Origin of the sequence: Dehalogenimonas sp. 4OHTPN (genome assembly GCF_040448695.1) — a bacterium.
Classification (GTDB): Bacteria; Chloroflexota; Dehalococcoidia; order Dehalococcoidales; family Dehalococcoidaceae; genus Dehalogenimonas.
In genome coordinates, this window is the sequence record NZ_CP159307.1 from 638,758 (window position 1) to 656,330 (window position 17,573).

At 56.1% G+C, this 17,573-nt stretch carries 26 protein-coding genes; 21 read left to right on the plus strand and 5 right to left on the minus strand.

Annotated elements, in window-relative coordinates:
* Positions 1-23 precede the first annotated feature (23 nt).
* The 4 genes from ABV300_RS03485 to ABV300_RS03500 are packed head-to-tail and all read right to left on the minus strand — an operon-like array spanning position 24 to position 4,484.
* A complete protein-coding gene (locus tag ABV300_RS03485) occupies positions 24-1,151 on the minus strand; it encodes a M1 family metallopeptidase (protein WP_353715141.1) in 1,128 nt (375 codons plus the stop codon).
* Positions 1,132-3,153, minus strand: coding sequence for a recombinase family protein (locus ABV300_RS03490; RefSeq protein WP_353715142.1), 2,022 nt, complete (start codon positions 3,151-3,153; stop codon positions 1,132-1,134). The genes ABV300_RS03485 and ABV300_RS03490 overlap by 20 nt, the downstream gene beginning before the upstream one ends.
* A 17-nt stretch (positions 3,154-3,170) precedes the next feature.
* Complete coding sequence (locus tag ABV300_RS03495) at positions 3,171-4,088, minus strand: hypothetical protein (RefSeq protein ID WP_353715143.1); 918 nt, start codon at positions 4,086-4,088, stop codon at positions 3,171-3,173.
* Between the two features lie 3 nt (positions 4,089-4,091).
* Positions 4,092-4,484 carry a helix-turn-helix domain-containing protein gene (locus ABV300_RS03500; protein WP_353715144.1) on the minus strand — a complete coding sequence of 131 codons (393 nt, stop codon included), beginning with the start codon at positions 4,482-4,484 and terminating at the stop codon, positions 4,092-4,094.
* Positions 4,485-4,641: 157 nt separating this feature from the next.
* On the opposite strand from ABV300_RS03500, the gene ABV300_RS03505 reads away from it, so the two are divergent.
* The 12 genes from ABV300_RS03505 to ABV300_RS03560 all read left to right on the plus strand — a co-directional run bounded on the left by ABV300_RS03505 (position 4,642) and on the right by ABV300_RS03560 (position 12,048).
* Positions 4,642-4,875 (plus strand): helix-turn-helix transcriptional regulator, encoded by a 234-nt coding sequence (locus ABV300_RS03505; protein ID WP_353715145.1) that lies wholly within the window; start codon positions 4,642-4,644, stop codon positions 4,873-4,875.
* Entirely contained in the window at positions 4,872-5,114 is a 243-nt protein-coding gene (locus ABV300_RS03510) for a hypothetical protein (protein ID WP_353715146.1), read from the plus strand. Before ABV300_RS03505 ends, ABV300_RS03510 begins: the two co-directional genes overlap by 4 nt.
* A 107-nt stretch (positions 5,115-5,221) precedes the next feature.
* On the plus strand, positions 5,222-6,199 hold the full coding sequence (locus ABV300_RS03515; RefSeq protein ID WP_353715147.1) for a hypothetical protein: 978 nt from the start codon (positions 5,222-5,224) through the stop codon (positions 6,197-6,199).
* Positions 6,200-6,205: 6 nt separating this feature from the next.
* Positions 6,206-8,509, plus strand: a complete 2,304-nt coding sequence (locus ABV300_RS03520) for a DUF3854 domain-containing protein (RefSeq protein WP_353715148.1) — start codon at positions 6,206-6,208, stop codon at positions 8,507-8,509.
* Positions 8,506-8,751: a hypothetical protein gene (locus ABV300_RS03525; RefSeq protein WP_353715149.1), complete on the plus strand. Its 246-nt coding sequence runs from the start codon at positions 8,506-8,508 to the stop codon at positions 8,749-8,751. Before ABV300_RS03520 ends, ABV300_RS03525 begins: the two co-directional genes overlap by 4 nt.
* Complete coding sequence (locus ABV300_RS03530) at positions 8,748-8,969, plus strand: hypothetical protein (protein WP_353715150.1); 222 nt, start codon at positions 8,748-8,750, stop codon at positions 8,967-8,969. Before ABV300_RS03525 ends, ABV300_RS03530 begins: the two co-directional genes overlap by 4 nt.
* 4 nt (positions 8,970-8,973) lie before the next feature.
* Positions 8,974-9,330: a J domain-containing protein gene (locus ABV300_RS03535; RefSeq protein ID WP_353715151.1), complete on the plus strand. Its 357-nt coding sequence runs from the start codon at positions 8,974-8,976 to the stop codon at positions 9,328-9,330.
* 2 nt (positions 9,331-9,332) lie between these two features.
* Positions 9,333-10,253, plus strand: a complete 921-nt coding sequence (locus tag ABV300_RS03540; RefSeq protein WP_353715152.1) for an AAA family ATPase — start codon at positions 9,333-9,335, stop codon at positions 10,251-10,253.
* On the plus strand, positions 10,243-10,575 hold the full coding sequence (locus ABV300_RS03545) for a hypothetical protein (protein ID WP_353715153.1): 333 nt from the start codon (positions 10,243-10,245) through the stop codon (positions 10,573-10,575). Before ABV300_RS03540 ends, ABV300_RS03545 begins: the two co-directional genes overlap by 11 nt.
* A 139-nt stretch (positions 10,576-10,714) precedes the next feature.
* Positions 10,715-11,539 carry a hypothetical protein gene (locus ABV300_RS03550; protein ID WP_353715154.1) on the plus strand — a complete coding sequence of 275 codons (825 nt, stop codon included), beginning with the start codon at positions 10,715-10,717 and terminating at the stop codon, positions 11,537-11,539.
* Positions 11,532-11,810, plus strand: a complete 279-nt coding sequence (locus ABV300_RS03555; protein ID WP_353715155.1) for a hypothetical protein — start codon at positions 11,532-11,534, stop codon at positions 11,808-11,810. Before ABV300_RS03550 ends, ABV300_RS03555 begins: the two co-directional genes overlap by 8 nt.
* A complete protein-coding gene (locus tag ABV300_RS03560) occupies positions 11,803-12,048 on the plus strand; it encodes a hypothetical protein (protein WP_353715156.1) in 246 nt (81 codons plus the stop codon). Before ABV300_RS03555 ends, ABV300_RS03560 begins: the two co-directional genes overlap by 8 nt.
* Before the next feature lie 7 nt (positions 12,049-12,055).
* Here the strand turns inward: ABV300_RS03560 and ABV300_RS03565 are convergent, their stop codons facing one another.
* Entirely contained in the window at positions 12,056-12,415 is a 360-nt protein-coding gene (locus ABV300_RS03565; protein WP_353715157.1) for a hypothetical protein, read from the minus strand.
* Between the two features lie 138 nt (positions 12,416-12,553).
* On the opposite strand from ABV300_RS03565, the gene ABV300_RS03570 reads away from it, so the two are divergent.
* From ABV300_RS03570 to ABV300_RS03610, 9 genes are all read left to right on the plus strand, one after another.
* On the plus strand, positions 12,554-13,639 hold the full coding sequence (locus ABV300_RS03570; protein ID WP_353715158.1) for a hypothetical protein: 1,086 nt from the start codon (positions 12,554-12,556) through the stop codon (positions 13,637-13,639).
* A 306-nt stretch (positions 13,640-13,945) separates the two neighbouring features.
* Positions 13,946-14,158, plus strand: a complete 213-nt coding sequence (locus ABV300_RS03575) for a hypothetical protein (protein ID WP_058438714.1) — start codon at positions 13,946-13,948, stop codon at positions 14,156-14,158.
* 142 nt (positions 14,159-14,300) lie between these two features.
* Positions 14,301-14,504 carry a hypothetical protein gene (locus ABV300_RS03580; RefSeq protein ID WP_058438706.1) on the plus strand — a complete coding sequence of 68 codons (204 nt, stop codon included), beginning with the start codon at positions 14,301-14,303 and terminating at the stop codon, positions 14,502-14,504.
* Between the two features lie 262 nt (positions 14,505-14,766).
* On the plus strand, positions 14,767-15,354 hold the full coding sequence (locus tag ABV300_RS03585) for a hypothetical protein (RefSeq protein WP_353715159.1): 588 nt from the start codon (positions 14,767-14,769) through the stop codon (positions 15,352-15,354).
* Positions 15,355-15,371: 17 nt separating this feature from the next.
* On the plus strand, positions 15,372-15,872 hold the full coding sequence (locus ABV300_RS03590) for a hypothetical protein (protein WP_353715160.1): 501 nt from the start codon (positions 15,372-15,374) through the stop codon (positions 15,870-15,872).
* Positions 15,869-16,030, plus strand: coding sequence for a cytosine permease (locus ABV300_RS03595; RefSeq protein ID WP_353715161.1), 162 nt, complete (start codon positions 15,869-15,871; stop codon positions 16,028-16,030). Before ABV300_RS03590 ends, ABV300_RS03595 begins: the two co-directional genes overlap by 4 nt.
* Entirely contained in the window at positions 16,027-16,593 is a 567-nt protein-coding gene (locus ABV300_RS03600) for a hypothetical protein (RefSeq protein ID WP_353715162.1), read from the plus strand. Before ABV300_RS03595 ends, ABV300_RS03600 begins: the two co-directional genes overlap by 4 nt.
* A complete protein-coding gene (locus ABV300_RS03605; protein ID WP_353715163.1) occupies positions 16,593-17,060 on the plus strand; it encodes a hypothetical protein in 468 nt (155 codons plus the stop codon). Before ABV300_RS03600 ends, ABV300_RS03605 begins: the two co-directional genes overlap by 1 nt.
* On the plus strand, positions 17,061-17,564 hold the full coding sequence (locus tag ABV300_RS03610) for a hypothetical protein (protein ID WP_353715164.1): 504 nt from the start codon (positions 17,061-17,063) through the stop codon (positions 17,562-17,564). It begins immediately after the preceding gene.
* The last annotated feature ends 9 nt before the right edge of the window (positions 17,565-17,573 follow it).

Sequence of the window (17,573 nt, forward strand, 5' to 3'; positions counted from 1 at the left end):
GCGCCAGCCCCTTGTGGAACGGTTTACGGCATCACCCAGCCCGAAAAAATGGCATCCAGGTCCCGCCCGGAGCAGGCTTCAAACCAGGCCTGAAATGATGCGGTAGTCGTGATGCCCCAGATGTTGGCCTGGTAGTAGCCGCGGAAGCACTCATCAAGGACCGCCTGGCCTATCTCGGCAGCCAGGGCGTTCAGGAATAGCGGGCCGCGGCCGTAAACTATCGGCCCGTAGCGGTTGAGGGTATAATCGCCAACCGCCAACCCGATTGGAATCGGCGCTGATCCGGCCCGGTTCCAGAAATTTCGCCACTCGGTCAGGGATCTGTTCCAGCCGGCAGGGCCTTCGGTGTCGAGGAAGAACAGCCCGGTGAAATACTGGCTGACCGCCTCGTCAAGCCACGGCTGATTGATCTGGTCGTTGCCCACGGCGTTATAGAACCACTGGTGCGCCGCTTCATGGGCGACGGTCGTTTTCAGCGTAAGCTCGAGAGGATAAACACTGGCGGCGACACCGAAAATCCCGGGGTACTCAATGCCGATGCCCCCGCCCTGCAGCGGCAGCGGTACGATATCTAGTTCGGTATACGGGTATTCGCCCAGTCTCCGATTGAAGGTTTCAAGGGCTTCAACGGCGGTTTTCAAAGCGGTATCGGCACCGCCCTCCAGCCCCGGCAGGTAGTACGAATTGATCGTTGTTTCGCCGGATGTCGCGCTCATTTTTGCATATTTGTCGCTGCCGGCCAGGAAGAAATCCCTGGCCGGGCCGGCGGCAAAAGTGACTACCTGGTCGGCGCCGTCTACTGAGCGCGCCGTTTCGACTCCGGAGGTCGCCAGAGTCATTGAGGCTGGCGCTTTAACTCTTACCAGATAGAATGACGTGTCCAGAAACGTATGGTCGCCGCCGTCCGGCGCTGGCCCGATATGCCAGCCTGAGTCGTCGTGCACCGGTATGACCGGGTAAAAACAGTCCAGAGTGAGAATGCCGTTGAAATAGCCGAATAACCCGGGACTGCCGGCGAGGCTGCGCGGGATAGCTACGCTGAAGTCTTGTTGGACTGTGACCGCCGCCCCCGGCTGGAGCGGTCTGGCCAGCGGCACCCTGAGCGTCGTGCCCCCGGATATAATCGAGGCTTCAACCGGCCGGCCGTCCACTCTCGCCTCTGAAACTGTGACACTGCCCCCGGCTGAATTGGGGAAAAGTTGGAAATACAGGTCCGAAAGATCGGTGGTTTCCTGATTGGTGTAACGGACTTGCAGGCGGCCGCTTATGGTTTGCAGCGACGGGTCGATGGTCAGGTCCATGTGATAGACCGAGGCTTCCTGAAGGGAGTCGAGGGCCGCTTCCCCGGATTGGACTAGGTTGTCGCGGTAGACCGAAAGGTCGTCCCAGCTGCCGCCAAGGAGGGCGGTCTCCGGTCGGCTGCAGGCTGAAACTCCGGCGAGTGTGATGATTAAACTGGCGGCAGTGAAAAGTCTGGCGAAGGGTATGGGTATTCTCACGGAACAATTGTAACACGGAGAGAGCAGGAAAGTTGAGAATAAACCTGTCGCTTCGGGGGGGCGCTGAGGAATTTCTGCCTTTGGTTTCCTTTGGTGGAGCTGAAGAGACGATATCGAGAACCGAGACCGTCTCCTTCATCACGTTATCCGGTGGGAACGGGATAGTGTACTCCACCGTTATTTTATCATCTTCGACCTTGATGTTCTCAACAAATGACCTGAGTATAGCCTTCCGCTCGATGATGCCCCTGGTGTCCAGGAATTCTCGCAACTGGGCCACATAAGAGAGCACCTTTTGCGGGTCAAGGAGCTTGGCCCGTTGCAATGTATAGTTCTCTTCCATGTCGAGCTTGGTCTGTTTCAATTCATTAATTCGGTCTTGAAGTTCAGCGATCCGCTCGGCCATCCGGCCTGGATCGATTGCCCGTGTCTCGATGAACTCGTAGATCCGGTCCAGACGCTGCCGCCATTCCCCGATTTCCCGGTCGAGTGCTTCCATTTTCTCGGTGTGCTTGTAGCTGGCGTGGCCGAATTCGAGATTCGATTGCTTGATCAATTCCAGAAGATTTTCATCTGACAGGACAAAGTGCTTGACCTTGGCAACTATGAAGCTCTCCACTTTCTCTTTGGGTAAATGCTGGCTGGGGCAGGTTTCTTTACCCTTGCTGTAAGTAGTGCCGCAGACGTAATAATGGAACTGCCCGGACTTCGCCCCGTAGCCGATGTAGGCGGCGCCGCACTTCTGGCACTTGATCATTCCACTCAACAGGTAGGTACTGCCCGTGACCCTGGGGTGGATGACCTTCGGCGCTCTTGAAGCCAACGTCATTTGGACTTTTTCAAAATGGGTCTTCTCGATGATCGCCGGCCAGGCATCATCCTTAATGATGGGCGGCAGATTGTTGTTGCCTTTGTGGAACTTGCCCCAGATGAGCCTGCCGACGTAGGCTTCGTTGGTGAGTATCTTGTGAAGGCGCTGTTTGCCCCATTTGCCACCGCAAGGAGCCGACAACCCTTCGCTGTTGAGGGCCTTGGCGATTTCTTTGAGCCCTTTACCGTTGGATATGTCGTTAAATATCCTTTGAACGATAGGGCTTTGCTCGGGATGGGGCACCAGGGTATTGCGCTCCTTATCACCGTCCCGGACCTTCATCCTGGAATAACCGTATGGCGGGCGGCTGCAGTTATAGAAACCCCTCGATGCATTCTCGCGAAGGCCCCGGGTGATGTCCTGAGCCAGGTTAGAGGAATAAAACTCATCGATGACCTCGATGATGCCTTCCATGAGCCGCCCGGTAGGAGTATCTTCGATAGGTTCGTTGATTGACACCACCTGCACGCCCTGTTTCCTCAGTAGGGACTTGTAGATGATCGAGTCTTCACGGTTCCGGGCGAACCGCGAGAGCTTCCAAACGAGGATCATCTCGAATGGATGCTGCTTGGCCCGAGCCAGGCTGATCATCTCCCGAAAAGCCGGCCGGGCGGTGCTGCGGCCACTCTCTGCCTCATCGACGAATTCCTTCAATATCGAGTATCCGTGCTTCGAGGCGTAGTCCCGAAGGGCTTTCAACTGTGCCGTAATGGACAGGTCGACGTCCTGCCGGTCCGAAGAAACCCGGGCATAAACCACCACTCTTTTTGTATCGTTCAGCATTGAAGCGCCTCCTGAAGTTAAAAACTCTTGAGAAACTTTTCGATTTCAACAGGGCATATACGGTCGAGTTGAGGATCGAGTTTGTCCCGGTCAGAGCGAAGGACCACGGTGAGCACCGCCTTCACCGGCTCATCCGAGATCAAAAGCGGCCTGGCCAGGGCCAGGAGCTCGACGTCTTCATCATGTCCAAGGGCTATCCGGCCCAAATGGGGCCGTCCAGTTTTCAAGGCCAGGTCGACGATTGAGTCTGCTGAGACACCTCGACCTTTTCTAGGAAACAAACCGTTTGCGGAATAAACGTTGGCCTCGGGTTCTTCTTCGTTTGAACAGCCCGTCCAGTAAGCTACCGACCAGCCGCTGGGTTCGCTTGCCGGCTCATAGAGGGCGGTATAAAGAAAGAGTTTCCCCTGAAGGACTTCACCCATCCGAAGCAGCACCTGCGCGCAACTCTTGGAGTAAAAAGAAGCCAGGTCGATGACATCGAGGCCTGTCTCGTAGACTTTCTTCACGAAATCATCCCTGGGCAGAAGCACCGCAGTGGCAAACGAGTTCGCCGCCATGTGCCGGGCGCTGGTCCTCAGCGGTTCATAGCTTGAGTCAGTTTCAGCAAAGAGCGTCTCCATCATCTCTCGGATCTCATGGAGGATGGTGTTTTGAATGCCCGAGACGGTGTCGTCTTTCCTGAAGTAGATGTTTTTCCGGCTGCCGATAACTTCATGGTAGCCCCTGAGATTGTGGGGCATCCGCTCGATTTCTTTCAGGTCGATACCGCAGGCGAAGGCTACGGCGCGCAGGGTCCGCATATTCAGGGGTAAGTTTTTAAGGTAGACGCTCCTGAATTCATCGGCTTTTTGCTCTTCGGTCAAGGCGCGTGGATTGCCGTACTTTCTGGCCAGAAGGTAGCAGAAGCAGCGGAGATCGCTCGAGATTTTCATCCCTTACGCTCCGGGCAGCAGCTTCTTGCCGGTGGCCTTTTCGTACATCTCAACGATGAAACGCTTCACATCGGTAGTGAGCTCACCGGACAGGCGGGTGCCCGACTTGTAACGGGGATCGTTCATGACGTACCGGAAGGCCATTTCCACCTCCAATTCTTCACTGAGATCACCAACCGCTTCCTCCAGGTACCCGGCGGCCTTCATCAGGTCGCGCACAGGCACGTCGTAGACGGGGGCGAGCTTCTTGAGTATTTCGGCGCTGGGTTTGTGCTTGTGTCCTTGTTCGATCTGCGCCAGGTAAGAGCCAGAGACGCCGGACCGGGCCTGGACGTCCCGGAGTGAGAGGTCTTTCTCTTTTCTGAGGCTTCTTAGGTACTGTGCGAAATCTGCCATAGTTCTACCCTCCGCCCGGCAGTATAGCATACAGTGTACAGAATTGCAAACAATATAGAACACAAATAGAAACAATATGGCGACAGTTACCGCTTGACGACTTAGCGGCTGATGTTTATACTACACAGCAAACAAAACGCTTGCTAGGGAGAATACAGTGGTCAAGGTGAGGCTCAAGCGGCAAGAGTTCGACGTAGCCCTGGTCAAGCGGAACCTTTCCCAGCGTCGTCTCGCTATAAAGCTCGGCATGTCACGGGCTTACTTGTCCCAGATCGTCACCGGCAAGCGGCAACCCTCGGCCTTCATGAGGGAGCGCCTGCTCGATTTTTTCAAGGGCTACTCTTTCGACGATCTGTTTGCTATCGAAGAAAACGGGCAGCACACACAATGATGGAATACACGCCGCAAAACGGCCTCAAGATGCTTGCCAGAATGATCGCCGAAGCTTATATGGAAGAGCTGGCTGAAGAAGCCAGGCAGATCAGGATCGCAAAGCAGAAGAAGGAGGCTTGTGATGCCAAACAAGAAGCCCAGCAAGAACAAAGAGTTGGACAAGGTGAGCAAGGACAATCCGGGGACAAAGAGAGAGCCTGGCGAAAGCCCGGAAACAGAGTTGAGGGGCGAGACTGACGAACAAGTCATGGAGAGGGGCCTGAGAGTACTCGCCCGCATGATCGCACGCTTGTATCTAATGGACCTTGCGAAATTAAAGGAAATTGAAACGGAGGGAAAGGGAAATGCCGATCAAGGGAGTCACCGGAGTCATCAGGCTGCCGAGGCTGGGCAAAATCAGGCTGGGCCTAACGAGGGAATCGAGTGAAGGGTTTTCTTACCCGGTTCCAACCGATTACTTCGTCTGCCCGGATGAGGTGAAGAAAGTCTTCGGAGGCCGCCCGACCGAGCTTTCGGTCATGCTGCCGACCGAAGACCCCAACCAGTGGGCCAGCCAGTACCTTAGATGTTATTCGGCTTACCGAGGTCTCATCTGCCGCGGCGACGGCGAAACGGCGGTGGCCAGGGTGAACACAAAGACGGGTCAGATCGCTACACACGAGGATCTTGAGACCGAGCTTAGGGAGATCGCCTGCGCCCCGAAGTCATGCGCCCACTACGAAACCGGACGCTGCAAGCGGGTGATGAATCTCCAGTTCCTCGTCCCCGACTGCCCCGGCATCGGCGTCTATCAGCTCGACACCGGCTCGTTTCATTCCATCGTCAACGTGAACTCCAGCCTGGACCTGATCAGGAGGGCTTGCGGCCGGCTGTCGATGATCCCGCTGTCGCTCAGGCTTATCGAGAAAGAGGTCGATGTCGAGGGTAAGAAGAAGACCGTCCGGGTGCTTTCGCTGACCTCGCCCTCCACCCTGGCCGAGATCCAGAAGTTCGCCCAGATGCCGCCGAGCGAGGTATTGCTCCTGCCGCCGCCCGACAGTGCGGCGCCGGATGACCTTTTCCCTGAAGAGGTTCTCGGTAAGGGCTTCGTGAAGCTCGAGGAGGGTATCACCGAAAAAGACTTGATCACCCTCTGGGACAAGGCCAAGAGTAAGGTCTGGCAGCTCGACATCCGGGAACACCAGCTCAAGGCATGGTTCGAGAAGAACTGTCACATCAGCGTCTACCTGGACGACTTCAACTGGCCGCTGCCGCCGGCGAAGTTTTCTGCCGAAGTCCTGAGCCGTTTCCTAAAGGCTATCGAACGCGATACTTCCTGCTAAAAGAACATGGCCACGAAAGACCTTTGCGCCGACAAGGCCGCAACTCCCGATGCCTTCAGCGAGGTCGTGCCCGAGCTCCTCGAGCGCCACTTGAGGCACCTCCTTGAGGACACCGGGCTCGACCTCGACATTATCCGGGAGCGGAAATACCGCAGCATCGTGTGTAAGGCCGAGCTAGGAAGGCTCGGCTTTGCATCATCCCAGCAGCGGGTGCCCGGGCTCCTGATTCCCCTGTGGGGCGTCGACGGGCAGGCGGCCGGCTACCAATTCCGGTCGGATAAACCTCGCACCAACGCCCAGGGCAAGGTGGTCAAGTACGAGTTGCCGGCAGGATCAGCAAATCGCCTCGATTGCCTGCCCCGGTGTCAAAAAGGTCTCGGCAATCCAAAGATACCTTTATGGATCACCGAAGGCTCGAAGAAAGCCGATGCCCTGGCCACTCACGGCGCCTGCGCCATTTCAGTAACCGGAGTCTGGGGCTTCAAGGGCAAGAACGAATTCGGCGGGGTAACCTTCCTTGCCGATTGGGACCACATCGCGGTCAAAGACCGGAAGGTGTACCTTGCCTTCGACTCGGACATCGCGACCAAGGAGCCGGTGAGAAAGGCCCTATCGCATATCGCCGAGCACCTCCGGCGCAAAGGGGCAAATCTCCAGATCGTCCAGTTGCCGCAGCTCGAAGGTCAAGCGAAGACAGGCATCGATGACTACCTCCTGAAGCACTCGCTTGCCGAAGCCGAAGCCCTGGTGGGCGAATTCCGACTCGAGGAAGAGGATAAGGAGAGGTATGTCGCCGGGTTCATTCTCCGCGACGGCACCGTCGGCGAGATGGTCGTCGACGACGAAGACCGTTATTTCATGGTCGCGTCAAACGGCGCGGTCAAGAAGGCTTACCAGTACGAGACGCCGAAAGCAATCTACCTGCCCACCTCGGACCTTCTGGTCGGCCACGTGGTTCATTTCGCGCCGGGAGCATCGCCTTACGACTCCCAGGCCAGGCTGTTCGCTGAAATCAGGCGCTTCATCCATTACTACCTTGAGCTGCCGGCAGACTTCGAGGAGATCGCCTCGCTATACGTCCTACTTTCCTGGGTCTACGAGTTCGCCCCGTCGATTCCTTACCTCCGGGTGATCGGCGATTGGGGCACCGGAAAAACCCGGTTTCTGCAGGTCGTCGGCAGCATCTGCTTTCGGCCGATGTTTGCTTCTGGCGCCACGACCCCAGCCCCGATTTTCCGAATTCTCGAGCAATTCCGGGGGACTCTCGTGCTAGATGAGGCCGACTTCAAGGACTCAACCGCCTGGGCAGAGATGGTGAAGCTTTTGAACAACGGTTACCGCCCGGGCATGCCTGTGCTACGGGCTGACAAAGAGAACGGTAAGTGGTTTCCCCGCGGCTATCAGGTGTTCGGTCCCAAGATACTTTCGACCAGGTTCCAGTTTAGCGACGAGGCGTTAGAGAGCCGCTGCCTCACTTCCGAGATGATGCCTTTAACCCGGGATGACATTCCGCGGGTGTTGCCGCAGTCATTCGATGCCGAGGTCGGCAGGCTCAGGTCGAAGCTTCTCACCTTCCGCCTCAACAACCTGTGCCGTCTGAAGGGCAAGACCTTCGGCAACGAGCTTCTCGAACCCAACCTTCAGCCGCGCCTCCAGGAGATCCTGATTCCCTTGAAGGCCATGCTTAATGGTGACGGCGCCATGGTCGAGGCGTTGGGCAATTTCGTTCACCGGCTGCAGGAATCTCTTTATGCCCGGCGCCGGGAGTCCGATGCCGGACGGGTGCTCTCGGCGATGATCGAATTGAACACCGAAGGCGCCGAACTAACATCCCGGAGCATCGCCACCAAGGCCAATCGCCTTGATGAAGAAGCTCCGGAACTTACCCCCGAAAGAGTCGGCCACCTCACCAAACGGCTGGGCTTTGCCAAGGACCGTATCGGCAAGAACCGTCAAAGGACTATCCGCTGGGAGACTGAAAGGGCGAAAAGACTGTGCTCGATGTATGGCATCAAAGACGATAGCCCCGTATCCCCTGGAAAACCGTCCGCTCCGTCCGAACCGTCCGCATTAGATACAAATCCGGCGGACGGTTTCGGAGCGGCTTTTTCAAACCGTCCGCCGTCTGAAGCTGAATCCGCTGTTTTGGCGGACGGTTTTACGAAGTCGCCCGCAAACCGTCCGCCAAACCCCAAAGCTAAGCCCAATCGTGAGGCGGACAGTGCGGACGGTTCGGACGGTTTGCGCAGGGGTAAGGCGGCCCTCGGTGATGATGAGGTCCCCGGCCCTTCTTTTGAGAGGACGATATGAAGAAAAGGCGCTCGCTCTATGACTGCAACCACGCCCGGGTGCTGGGAGCGCGGATCTATTGCCGCCGCGGCTACCCGCTGTCTTTCAAGGCCGGCACCGGCAGCCTCGACATCAAGCGGCTCGCCCGCGGCGAACCGCTGGTGCTCGACATCTGCCAGAACTGCCCGGATTGCGACCAACTAGTACCGAAGGTGCCCCAGGAGGAGCGCGGCTGGCTTAAGAAGAAGGAGGCAAAATCATGATCGAGTTCCTGGGAAGGCTGTACGAAAGCCTGTGGCGAAAAATCGGCGGCCGGCCGTGGACCGAGATCATCCGAGACGACCAGAAGAAGTCGCCCCTCGTCTTCATGCTTATCTTTCTCGGCCTGGGCATGCTGCTTCTGCGGTTTGGCGGCAAGTACTGGTGGCAGATCCTCATCGGCTTTTTCCTGGGGATCCTGTGCGGCCATTTCTGGTGGTAGCGCCATGGAAGAACGTTTCAACCGGATCAAACGGATGCAGCAGGACCTGGCGAATGAACTCCAGGTGTTTATGTGCGAGCTCTTTTCAAGCGCCGCCGACCCGGCCGTGGTGATGAGCTTCGCCCGGAGGCTCGGCATGGACGTCTCGGCCGGGAGGCCTTCGCCACCTCAGCCACCGACCCACGACCCGTACCGTGTCCTCGGTTGCGAGCGGTCGATGCCCCAGGAACAGGTTAGGCGCCGCTACCTCGACCTGCTTAGAAAGATTCACCCCGATACCGCCGGCATCAAGGGCACCGAGTACTTGACCCAGCTGGTGACCGAGGCCTTCAGGAAGATTTCCGTTGAGAATAGGTGGTAGGCATGAAAGATGAAAACGTCCTGGAACTTCTTTCCGAGATCTTAAGGTTTGAAGGGTCGGTGGATATGGACAAGGACTACCGCATCGGCTGGGGCTGGCGCCACGTCAAGATCTGGCCGGCGACGCTTGCCAAGCTGTTCAAGGAAGGTTACATCGAAAATGTCTTCCGCTCCAACTCCTTCACCGGCTACCGCTTAAGCGAACTCGGCAAAAGGCTGCTTTCGGCTGAAAAGACTCCTCCCCAGACGCACCAGGGGTCGAAATTAGCGGAGGCCGATTCTCTATTCGCTGATATCATCGGGCATGACGGCGTAAAAGAGCTTCTGAGGGCCTCACTTCTGGCCGAAAAGCCGGTGCATGTCCTTTTGACCGGTCCGCCGGCGCTGGCCAAGACGCTTTTTCTTTGGGACATCGAAAAGGCCGGCGGCGAGAAAGCAATCTGGCTGGTGGGTTCGGCGACATCGAAGGCCGGCTTGTGGGATCTGGTCGCCGAGCGCGAGCCGCGGGTGCTTCTCATCGACGAGATCGACAAGATGAACGCCTCCGACACTGCGGCGCTTCTGACCATGATGGAAGGTGGCAGGCTGGTCCGGGCTAAAAGAGGCCGCGAGCTCAACATCAACAATCCCCTTTGGGTGGTCGCTGCGTCGAACCGGTGCGAGAAGCTGTCGTCGGAACTTAGGTCTCGCTTTGCCGTCCGAAACCTCAACCCGTACGGCCGGGCGGAGTACCTCACCGTCGTGAAGGGCGTGCTGGTCCGCTCCGAAGGCCTTAGCCCGGAGCTTGCCTCGGAGGTCGCCAACCGTCTCGATGGGCTGACACAAAACGTACGGGATGCTATCCGGGTGGCCAGGCTCGCCCCGCAGCTCGGCGTCGACAAGGCGGTTAAATTACTTTTGGGAGGATTAGAGGGTGAAGACTGAAAAAGAAATCAGGCAGAAGCTGGAATATTACCGGGGAATCCTTGCCATCATCGAGGCAAAGAGAACAAGGACCCGCTCCGAGGGTTACTTTAAAGGCGCCCGGCCGTTTCCGGAGGATGCCCTGCACCTGCTCACTGCCGGGGCGAATGTCGATGAAGTCATCACCGATTCTCCGCCTGCCGAACAGGAGTTTATCCGCCAGTGGTTTGGTTCGCTGTCGGCCAGCGCCTTGCAGCTCATCACCGCCCTGGCCGGAATTCTGGGCTGGGTGCTCGATGAGGCCGAAGTGGTGGAGGGGGTGACCCCCCACCAGGCAAAATAGCTTCAAATCAGGGAGTTTTATAGTGGTTGAAAACCAACCATTTAGCTTTGTCAGGCGCAACCGGTTTACAGCCGATTTACGATTAAAACGGAAACCAGCGGCTAACCGCTTTAGCTTTGGCGGTTGAAAAAGAGGTTATATGGATGACCAGTTTGTCGAAAAAGTGAAGGAACTTGCGGGCGGTAATATGTCGCAACGCAAGATCGCCGAAAAACTGAATGTGCCCCGAAACCAGGTACAGAAGGTCTTAGCGGCATCGAAAGCCCCGGCCGACGGCGCTCCCCAAGTGTCCGAGGGGCAGTTGCGAAAGATCATTCGCGAGGAGCTAAAAAGCGCCAGGGAATCGGACAAGGCGGATGAAAAGGAGAAAGCGAACGGGCAGTTCCCCCTAGTGCGCAAGATGGGTGGCGGCATGGAGGTCATCGCCCCGGAGGCGGTCTTGCGCCAGTACATGGGCGGCACCCCCGAAGAAGAGACCGAGCTTCGGGCGATTATGAAGTTCCGGGCGGCGATGCTCATGGTCATGGATCTTGTGAACATTCAGAAGGGTTCCGCTGAAGCCGATGCCAAGCGGATGATCCCCATTCTCAGTCTGATGAAGGAAACGAGGGAGGAGCAAGACGCCGCGGCCGCCAGGGCTAAAGCCTCGAGCGAAGAAATCGCCGACCGAGCAGCCCACGAGACGGCGGCTCACCTCCTGGGTGCCATCTCCCAGAATAACACCCAGGTCAGCGGCTCGCTCGATCAGATTCGTCAGATTCTTTCCGGCAAGAACGACGATCCATTCAGCCGCTTGATGAATATGATGCAGTCGATGCAGAGTTTGTCCCAGATGTTCGGTATGCCGATGCCGGGCATGATGCCAGGTGCTCCACCGCCTGGCTCACCTGGTATCCAACCGCCGCCAAATCCGCAACCTATCGAGAGATACAAGATAAACGAAACGGAGGAAAAAGATGTTTGATTTCATGCAGTTGGCCAGCTCACCCCAATCCCAGGAGATGATGTTCCGGATGATGAGCCGACAGATGGGTCAGGCGCCGCCAGAGGTCAGGGATGCAGTAGCCCGGGTGGAAGTGGTCATTAAAAAGGGCGAACGGGGCTTCGAACTTCGTATGAGCCATAGCGACAATGCTAAAGTTGAAGAGATGACCAAGCAGTCGGTTGAGAGTTGGGTTGATTTGCTGAGCCGTGGATTTCAGGCTGTTGGATATAAGGTGAAGATCTATGAATAGCTGGCTGTCGCCGTTATATTCACTGCTGTTTCTGGCGCTTTGGCGCGTGTCATACGAAGCCGCCAACAATACCCAAAAAACTCATCATGCAGAAGATGTCTCTACCCGAGAAAATCGGCAGTCAGAAGCTCCGCTCACTTCTCAAAGGGAGTGGGCGGAGAAGGCTGTGCTCAAATATAAGGAGTGCCAACCGAGAAAGTGGGAGAGTTGGAGCAAGTCAATGTTTGAAGACAAATAAGTTGGGATTAAGATTCACCGTTGGACATCATGGGGGAAATCAATCCGATCACAAGAGAGATAACCAATAGAGGTGGTCCAAAATCCGTGCCAATAGACAAGCCCGCCACGAATGCAAGCCCGACGGCTATTAACCCCATTACGCCTCCGACTGCATAGGTCAACCATAATGAAACTGCCGTCATAACCAGAGGTATTAACCAGAACCACAATGAAATTCCAGAGTCGGGAGCGATGGCTTCCGCTACACTTGCGAAAGCCTTAATTAGCTCTGTTTCTGGATTAATCCCGACGTGAATCCACAGACCACTGAGAAAGCCGAATCCAATCACGATTTCGCTTAAAAAGGTCGGAACAATCTTTTGCATAAGATCCCCAGCCCGCTAGTTGGTTCGGCTCATTAGACCATAATAATTTCCCTTGCCTAAAACATCAAGGTCGATCGGTTCCTTAGCTAGCGCACAAGGCTTTATGCTAAGATTCATGGACTCACAATGAAGCAATTAATGACTAGTCGGCCAGTGTTAAAAACTGCCTTTACCTTGGTAGCGAGCTTGGCTACATTTATTTTTTTAAGTACAGCATTGATCATAATATGTGGGGCTATCTATCTTGAGGTTTTCCTTCCACGTCAGATCGCAAATCCAGCATTATTAGCTACCACCGGTGGCGTAATCCTTGTTCTATCCGGGTATCTTACTCGTAGCATTTTCCTTAGAAAGTCGCGTAATAGTGCCGCTGACGAATCCAAACACTCTAAACACACAAGGATGGCTTTACTATTTTTGGCGTTATCGACATTACTAACTTTCTCGATATGGATATACAGGGATTACATTAAACCTGATCGGTTGCTCGGTAAAGCTGAGATGCAATTTGAAATAGTATTGAAAGGCGAAATTTCCACAGAGAGCGTTAAATCTACATTAGTCGTCCTACAAAAGGAAATTGACCGATTTAGAAAAAAATACAACCCGTCTAACACGTATGAGCATATCACTGTTTACTTATACCCGGACATAAACAGCCTTCAGTCAGATACCGGGCAAATGGACGCTCACGGCGTGTTCAGGGTGTCGGATGATGGATCACCTATGATCTTCCTCGTAGCCGAAATAGCGAAAGATCCAATGAAATCGAGTATAACGACTCCAACTCCCAGCCATGAAGTGTCCCACCTTGTTATCTATGAGATGCTCGGATCCAATGGCATTAGGATGCTCCCGCGCGGGATTTACGAAGGGATAGCGGTTCAAGACAGCCTAGGAGGTACCCAACGGTTTTTGGAACGTATCTTCCTCAGACTCGAGCTGATGATGTCTTCCGTTAACATTGCTGACATCAAGAACTTCCTAATTTATGGCGAATTGTCAGATACAATGCCTATCTCCCAACTCTATAGCGCATCCTATGAATTTGTTGACTATCTAAAAGGTCGTTACGGTGCTCACATATTCGAAGAGATATTCCAATCTATAATTGACGGGAATCATTTTTTTATTGGCTTCTACAGGAGCACTGGGGTGGACTTCGGCGAAATTTACGATGAATGGGTGACCCATTATTTTCTTGAACAGCAGTTGGTCGAATAACGCTTGCTATATACATCACCTATCAAGTTAAGGCCCCTTGACGCTTTGAAGCGAAGCTAAAATACCCTCAACCTATTGACAGGCCGGATAAGGCCTGTATAATCTGAAACCGTAAGCCTCGTGAGCTTGCCGACTGAAGTTGGCTCACGAGGCTTTTTGCTTTAAGCGGCAGCTCACAGGCTTCATTAAGGGGTCAGCACTCTGGATCGGTTAGGTTCAGGCTGACCCCTTTGCCTTTCCGACCAGGGTGCACCCCAATAATTGTCCCGGCCGCGAACGGACCGAGACTAACAAGGAGGTGCCCGCATGGGTAAGTACGCCAGCTGGAACGACCTGGAAAAGAATGTCCCCGTCGCCTATCAGGAGAAAGCCACCCCTGAAGCCTTCCGCACCGGCATGAACGGTATCGCGCCGTCCGGCCTGAAGGTCAAGGAAGGCCGGGTAAGCCATTATCGCGACGGCGTCGACGGCAAGGGTCCGGTCATGGTTAGCGGCTACAAGCGCGCCATGTTCGAGTAGCGCCACCTTCGCCTGATGCTCTCCCCTCGAGGCTAGTCTTCTATTCCTCACCGTCGTCGCGGCGGCGGTGAGGAATGTAGCCCGGGGGGGACGGCGTCAGGCCAGCGCATAAAGATCAACCGAAAGCAGTTAGGAGAAAGCGATGTACAGGACACAGCAAATCAGCGGGCCGTTCGCACCGGGCCAGGCCGGTCCGATGCAGGTGGCCGGACCTTCGGCCTACTATCCGAGCCAGACCACCGATCCCTTTTCAGGGATGTTCTCCGCCATGATGCCCATGATCATGATGGTGATGATGATGGCTATCATCATGCCCATGATGAAGGGCGTCACATCCAAGGACTGAACCAAAACGAAGTTGACTACAGGAGGTAGCTAAGAAATGTATCCCGCGCAGCAGTTCAACACCCAGCAGATCCGCCCTCAGCAGTACCAGTACGGCACGGTGGGCGGTTACTACCCAATGCAGACCACCGACATGACCAGCATGTTCTCGGCCATGATGCCCATGATCATGATGGTGATGATGATGGCCATCCTGATGCCGATGATGAAGGGCATCACATCCAAGTCCTAGGCGGTTCTCGCCGAACGAAGGAGACTAGCAAATGACGAAAGAGAATATCCCGCAACAATACCCGGGTTATCCCGGGACGCGGCCTCCCAAGGGCTGGGTGCCCCCGCTGGGGCAGTCGCTCGCCCTGCTCGGCGTGTACGACAACGAGTCTGGCAACTGGATGGGTCTGCCGCTCCAGGTCTTCCGGGAAGCCCTGCTTAGCGCCGAAGCCATCCATACCGAGGACCGGATCGATGAGCGCGACAAGGTCGAGGTGACCGTACCCGACGCTTCGGCACAGGACACGGTCAAGACCGTTGAGCTAGAGGTACCGGCCGGCGAGGTCTGGTTCCTTAACCGCCTCAACCTCATTACCGAGGCCGAGGTCTCCGGCAACGTCCGCGTCTCGAAGTTCCCGAAAACCGATACCATCGATAAGAAATACCTGGGCACCGACCAGGCGGCAGGTGGTAACACCAACTACGATCTGGCCGCGGCCGGGCAGCTCGGCGCCGATCTCCGGCTCATCGGCGGCGACAAACTCACGGTGATGGCCACGGTGACCGCCGCCGGCGGCACCACCGCAGCCCGCAAGGTGACCCTTAATCCGTACGGCCGCAAGGCCAGGCGGCTAGTCTAAGCGTAGGGAGGCTTCCCATGCCCTCTGCGATGGTGCCGCCAGGCTACCGGGCGATACCTCTGGGAATTGCCGGCAGCATTGAAGGACTGGGCGCCTTCGCCCCGCTCGAAGAGAGCTCAGACGAAGGCGCTCTTTTCTTAGCCCGGCTCGATTTCGAGGATTTCCCCTCGGCCGAGACTTTGGCACAGATGGAACAGGCCTTTACCGTTGCCGGTGTCGAGCACTGGCCCGGCTACAACTATATCGTCCATGCCGATTCGAGTAAACCTGCTGTCTATCTGGCCTGGCAGAAGGGTATGGCCTGGCTGCCGGTCATCGCCGGCATCATCGGCTTCATCGCTCTGCCGCCACTGGTCGGCACCGTAATCTGGTGGCTGATCCCGGAGGACGTGAAAAACCTCATCTCAAGCCTCATCAACATGGGCATGATGCTTCTGGTCATGTTCATCCTGATGCAGGTGATGAAGCCGCTCACGGCGCCTAAAAAGCCTAAGAAACTTCCCGAGGCTAAGGCATGAACGGCTACCCCGTCGAATACAATTCATACCAGCCGATGTTCTGGCAGGCGGCGTTTTCGGCCGTCATCGGCGTCGCCATGATGATCGCCCTGGGAGCCTGGGCTCTGTCCACCGTGAGAAAAGCCCTCAAGGGCGAGGACGTGGAGTTCCCGCTATGAGCCAGGCGTCATCGGTTATGGGTGGAACGCTGGGTGACGTCTTCTGGGACCTGCCGCCGTGGCTTTATTACAGCCCGGGCTACGATCTCGGCGTTTCCGTCTACGTGGCCAATCCCACGGATGCTGAGCAGGAATATGCGTTGCTAGCCCGCCTTTCTCGGGATGCGACCCAGATCAGCGAAGAAGCCCTGCCGGTCTTTGGTTACACCTGGTTCACGGTCGAGCCGGGGGACGTCGCCAGGCTTAAAGGCGCTTTGCGTTTTTCCGAAACCAACGCAGTACTTACGCTGCTCCTACACGAGAAAGACAGCGGCGAGGTCATCGACTCGGTGGCCACCATGCTAGTAGCGCCTAACAGTTCGGTGCTGCCGCCCGCCTGGCCGGGAGCACCGGCAAACACCGGCATCAATGGTTTCGATTGGACCTCGCTCCTCGGCTTCATGCTGCCGGTCATGATGCTAGGCATGGTTACATCGGCGATGAAGCCCAGAAAGGACGAAATCAAACGGCTTGAGCCGGGAAAAGAGCCGGTGAAACAGTTGCCGCTGGGGAGGGGAAGCTGATGCCTGGCGAGTTCTATGTCGAGGGCAACAAAACAAAGGTCTCTCTGAAGGCCATCGAAGCGGCCGTCGCCAGCTTAGAGGCGAAACTGGAGGTGGTGAGGAGCCAGACCGACAAGCTTGCAGGCGAAGTGCCTCACGTAGGGTTCACGATCGCCGACTGGCAAGTCGCTGAAAGCAACCTGATCATCGTCGGTGCGCCCGGCGCGAAATACAAGCTGCACGACGTTTCGCTCGGCATCCAGAACCTCACGGGAACCCAAATAACGGTCCGGCTGTTCAAGAAGATAAACGGCATTGAACGCAAAGTCTACGAGCAGTCTTTCGATGCCGCTGCCGATGGGCCAGGCCTGCCAGTGGTGAACGGTGCCTGGGCGATTCACGACATTTTAAGAGTGACCCTTCAAAGCAACGACCCGACCGACAACGGCAAGGCAATCGATTATGACTTCATGCTGGAGGCGATGTAGGTGAGTTTTCTACTGAGGGCTAAATCGGGAGCAGCGAGGCTTTCCGAAATCGAGATCGATACCGACAAGGACTGGGGCGCGCGTTCCATCCGAAACCTCGGCGGAATCGGATCCTCAATGCAGCCAGGCGACATCATCTACCGGGGCGAAAGCGTCTTCGAGCGGCTGCCCCTTGTGTATGGTAATGGCTACAACGTCCTTAAAGCCCTGAACCATGGCGCAGGACGGCCGGGCTGGCTCGACATCCAGGAACTCATCATCTACATGACCGGCGCCGTGAATCGTGTCGCCTCCTTGCCGCTTCTGGTGATGCAGCGGCCGCCCCTGGAAATCCATACAAACGAGGATCATTCAGGCGGCGCTCACATCTCGGCAGCAGCCCGCACAATTTCGGCGCCGGGCATTTCCATCGTAACGGGCGTTGGACTCGACGTAAGTAATGATGAATTCGAGGCGCTCACCGTACCTGTCCCGATGATCGGTGTGGCCGCGCAACTCGTCTAGGAAGGAGAC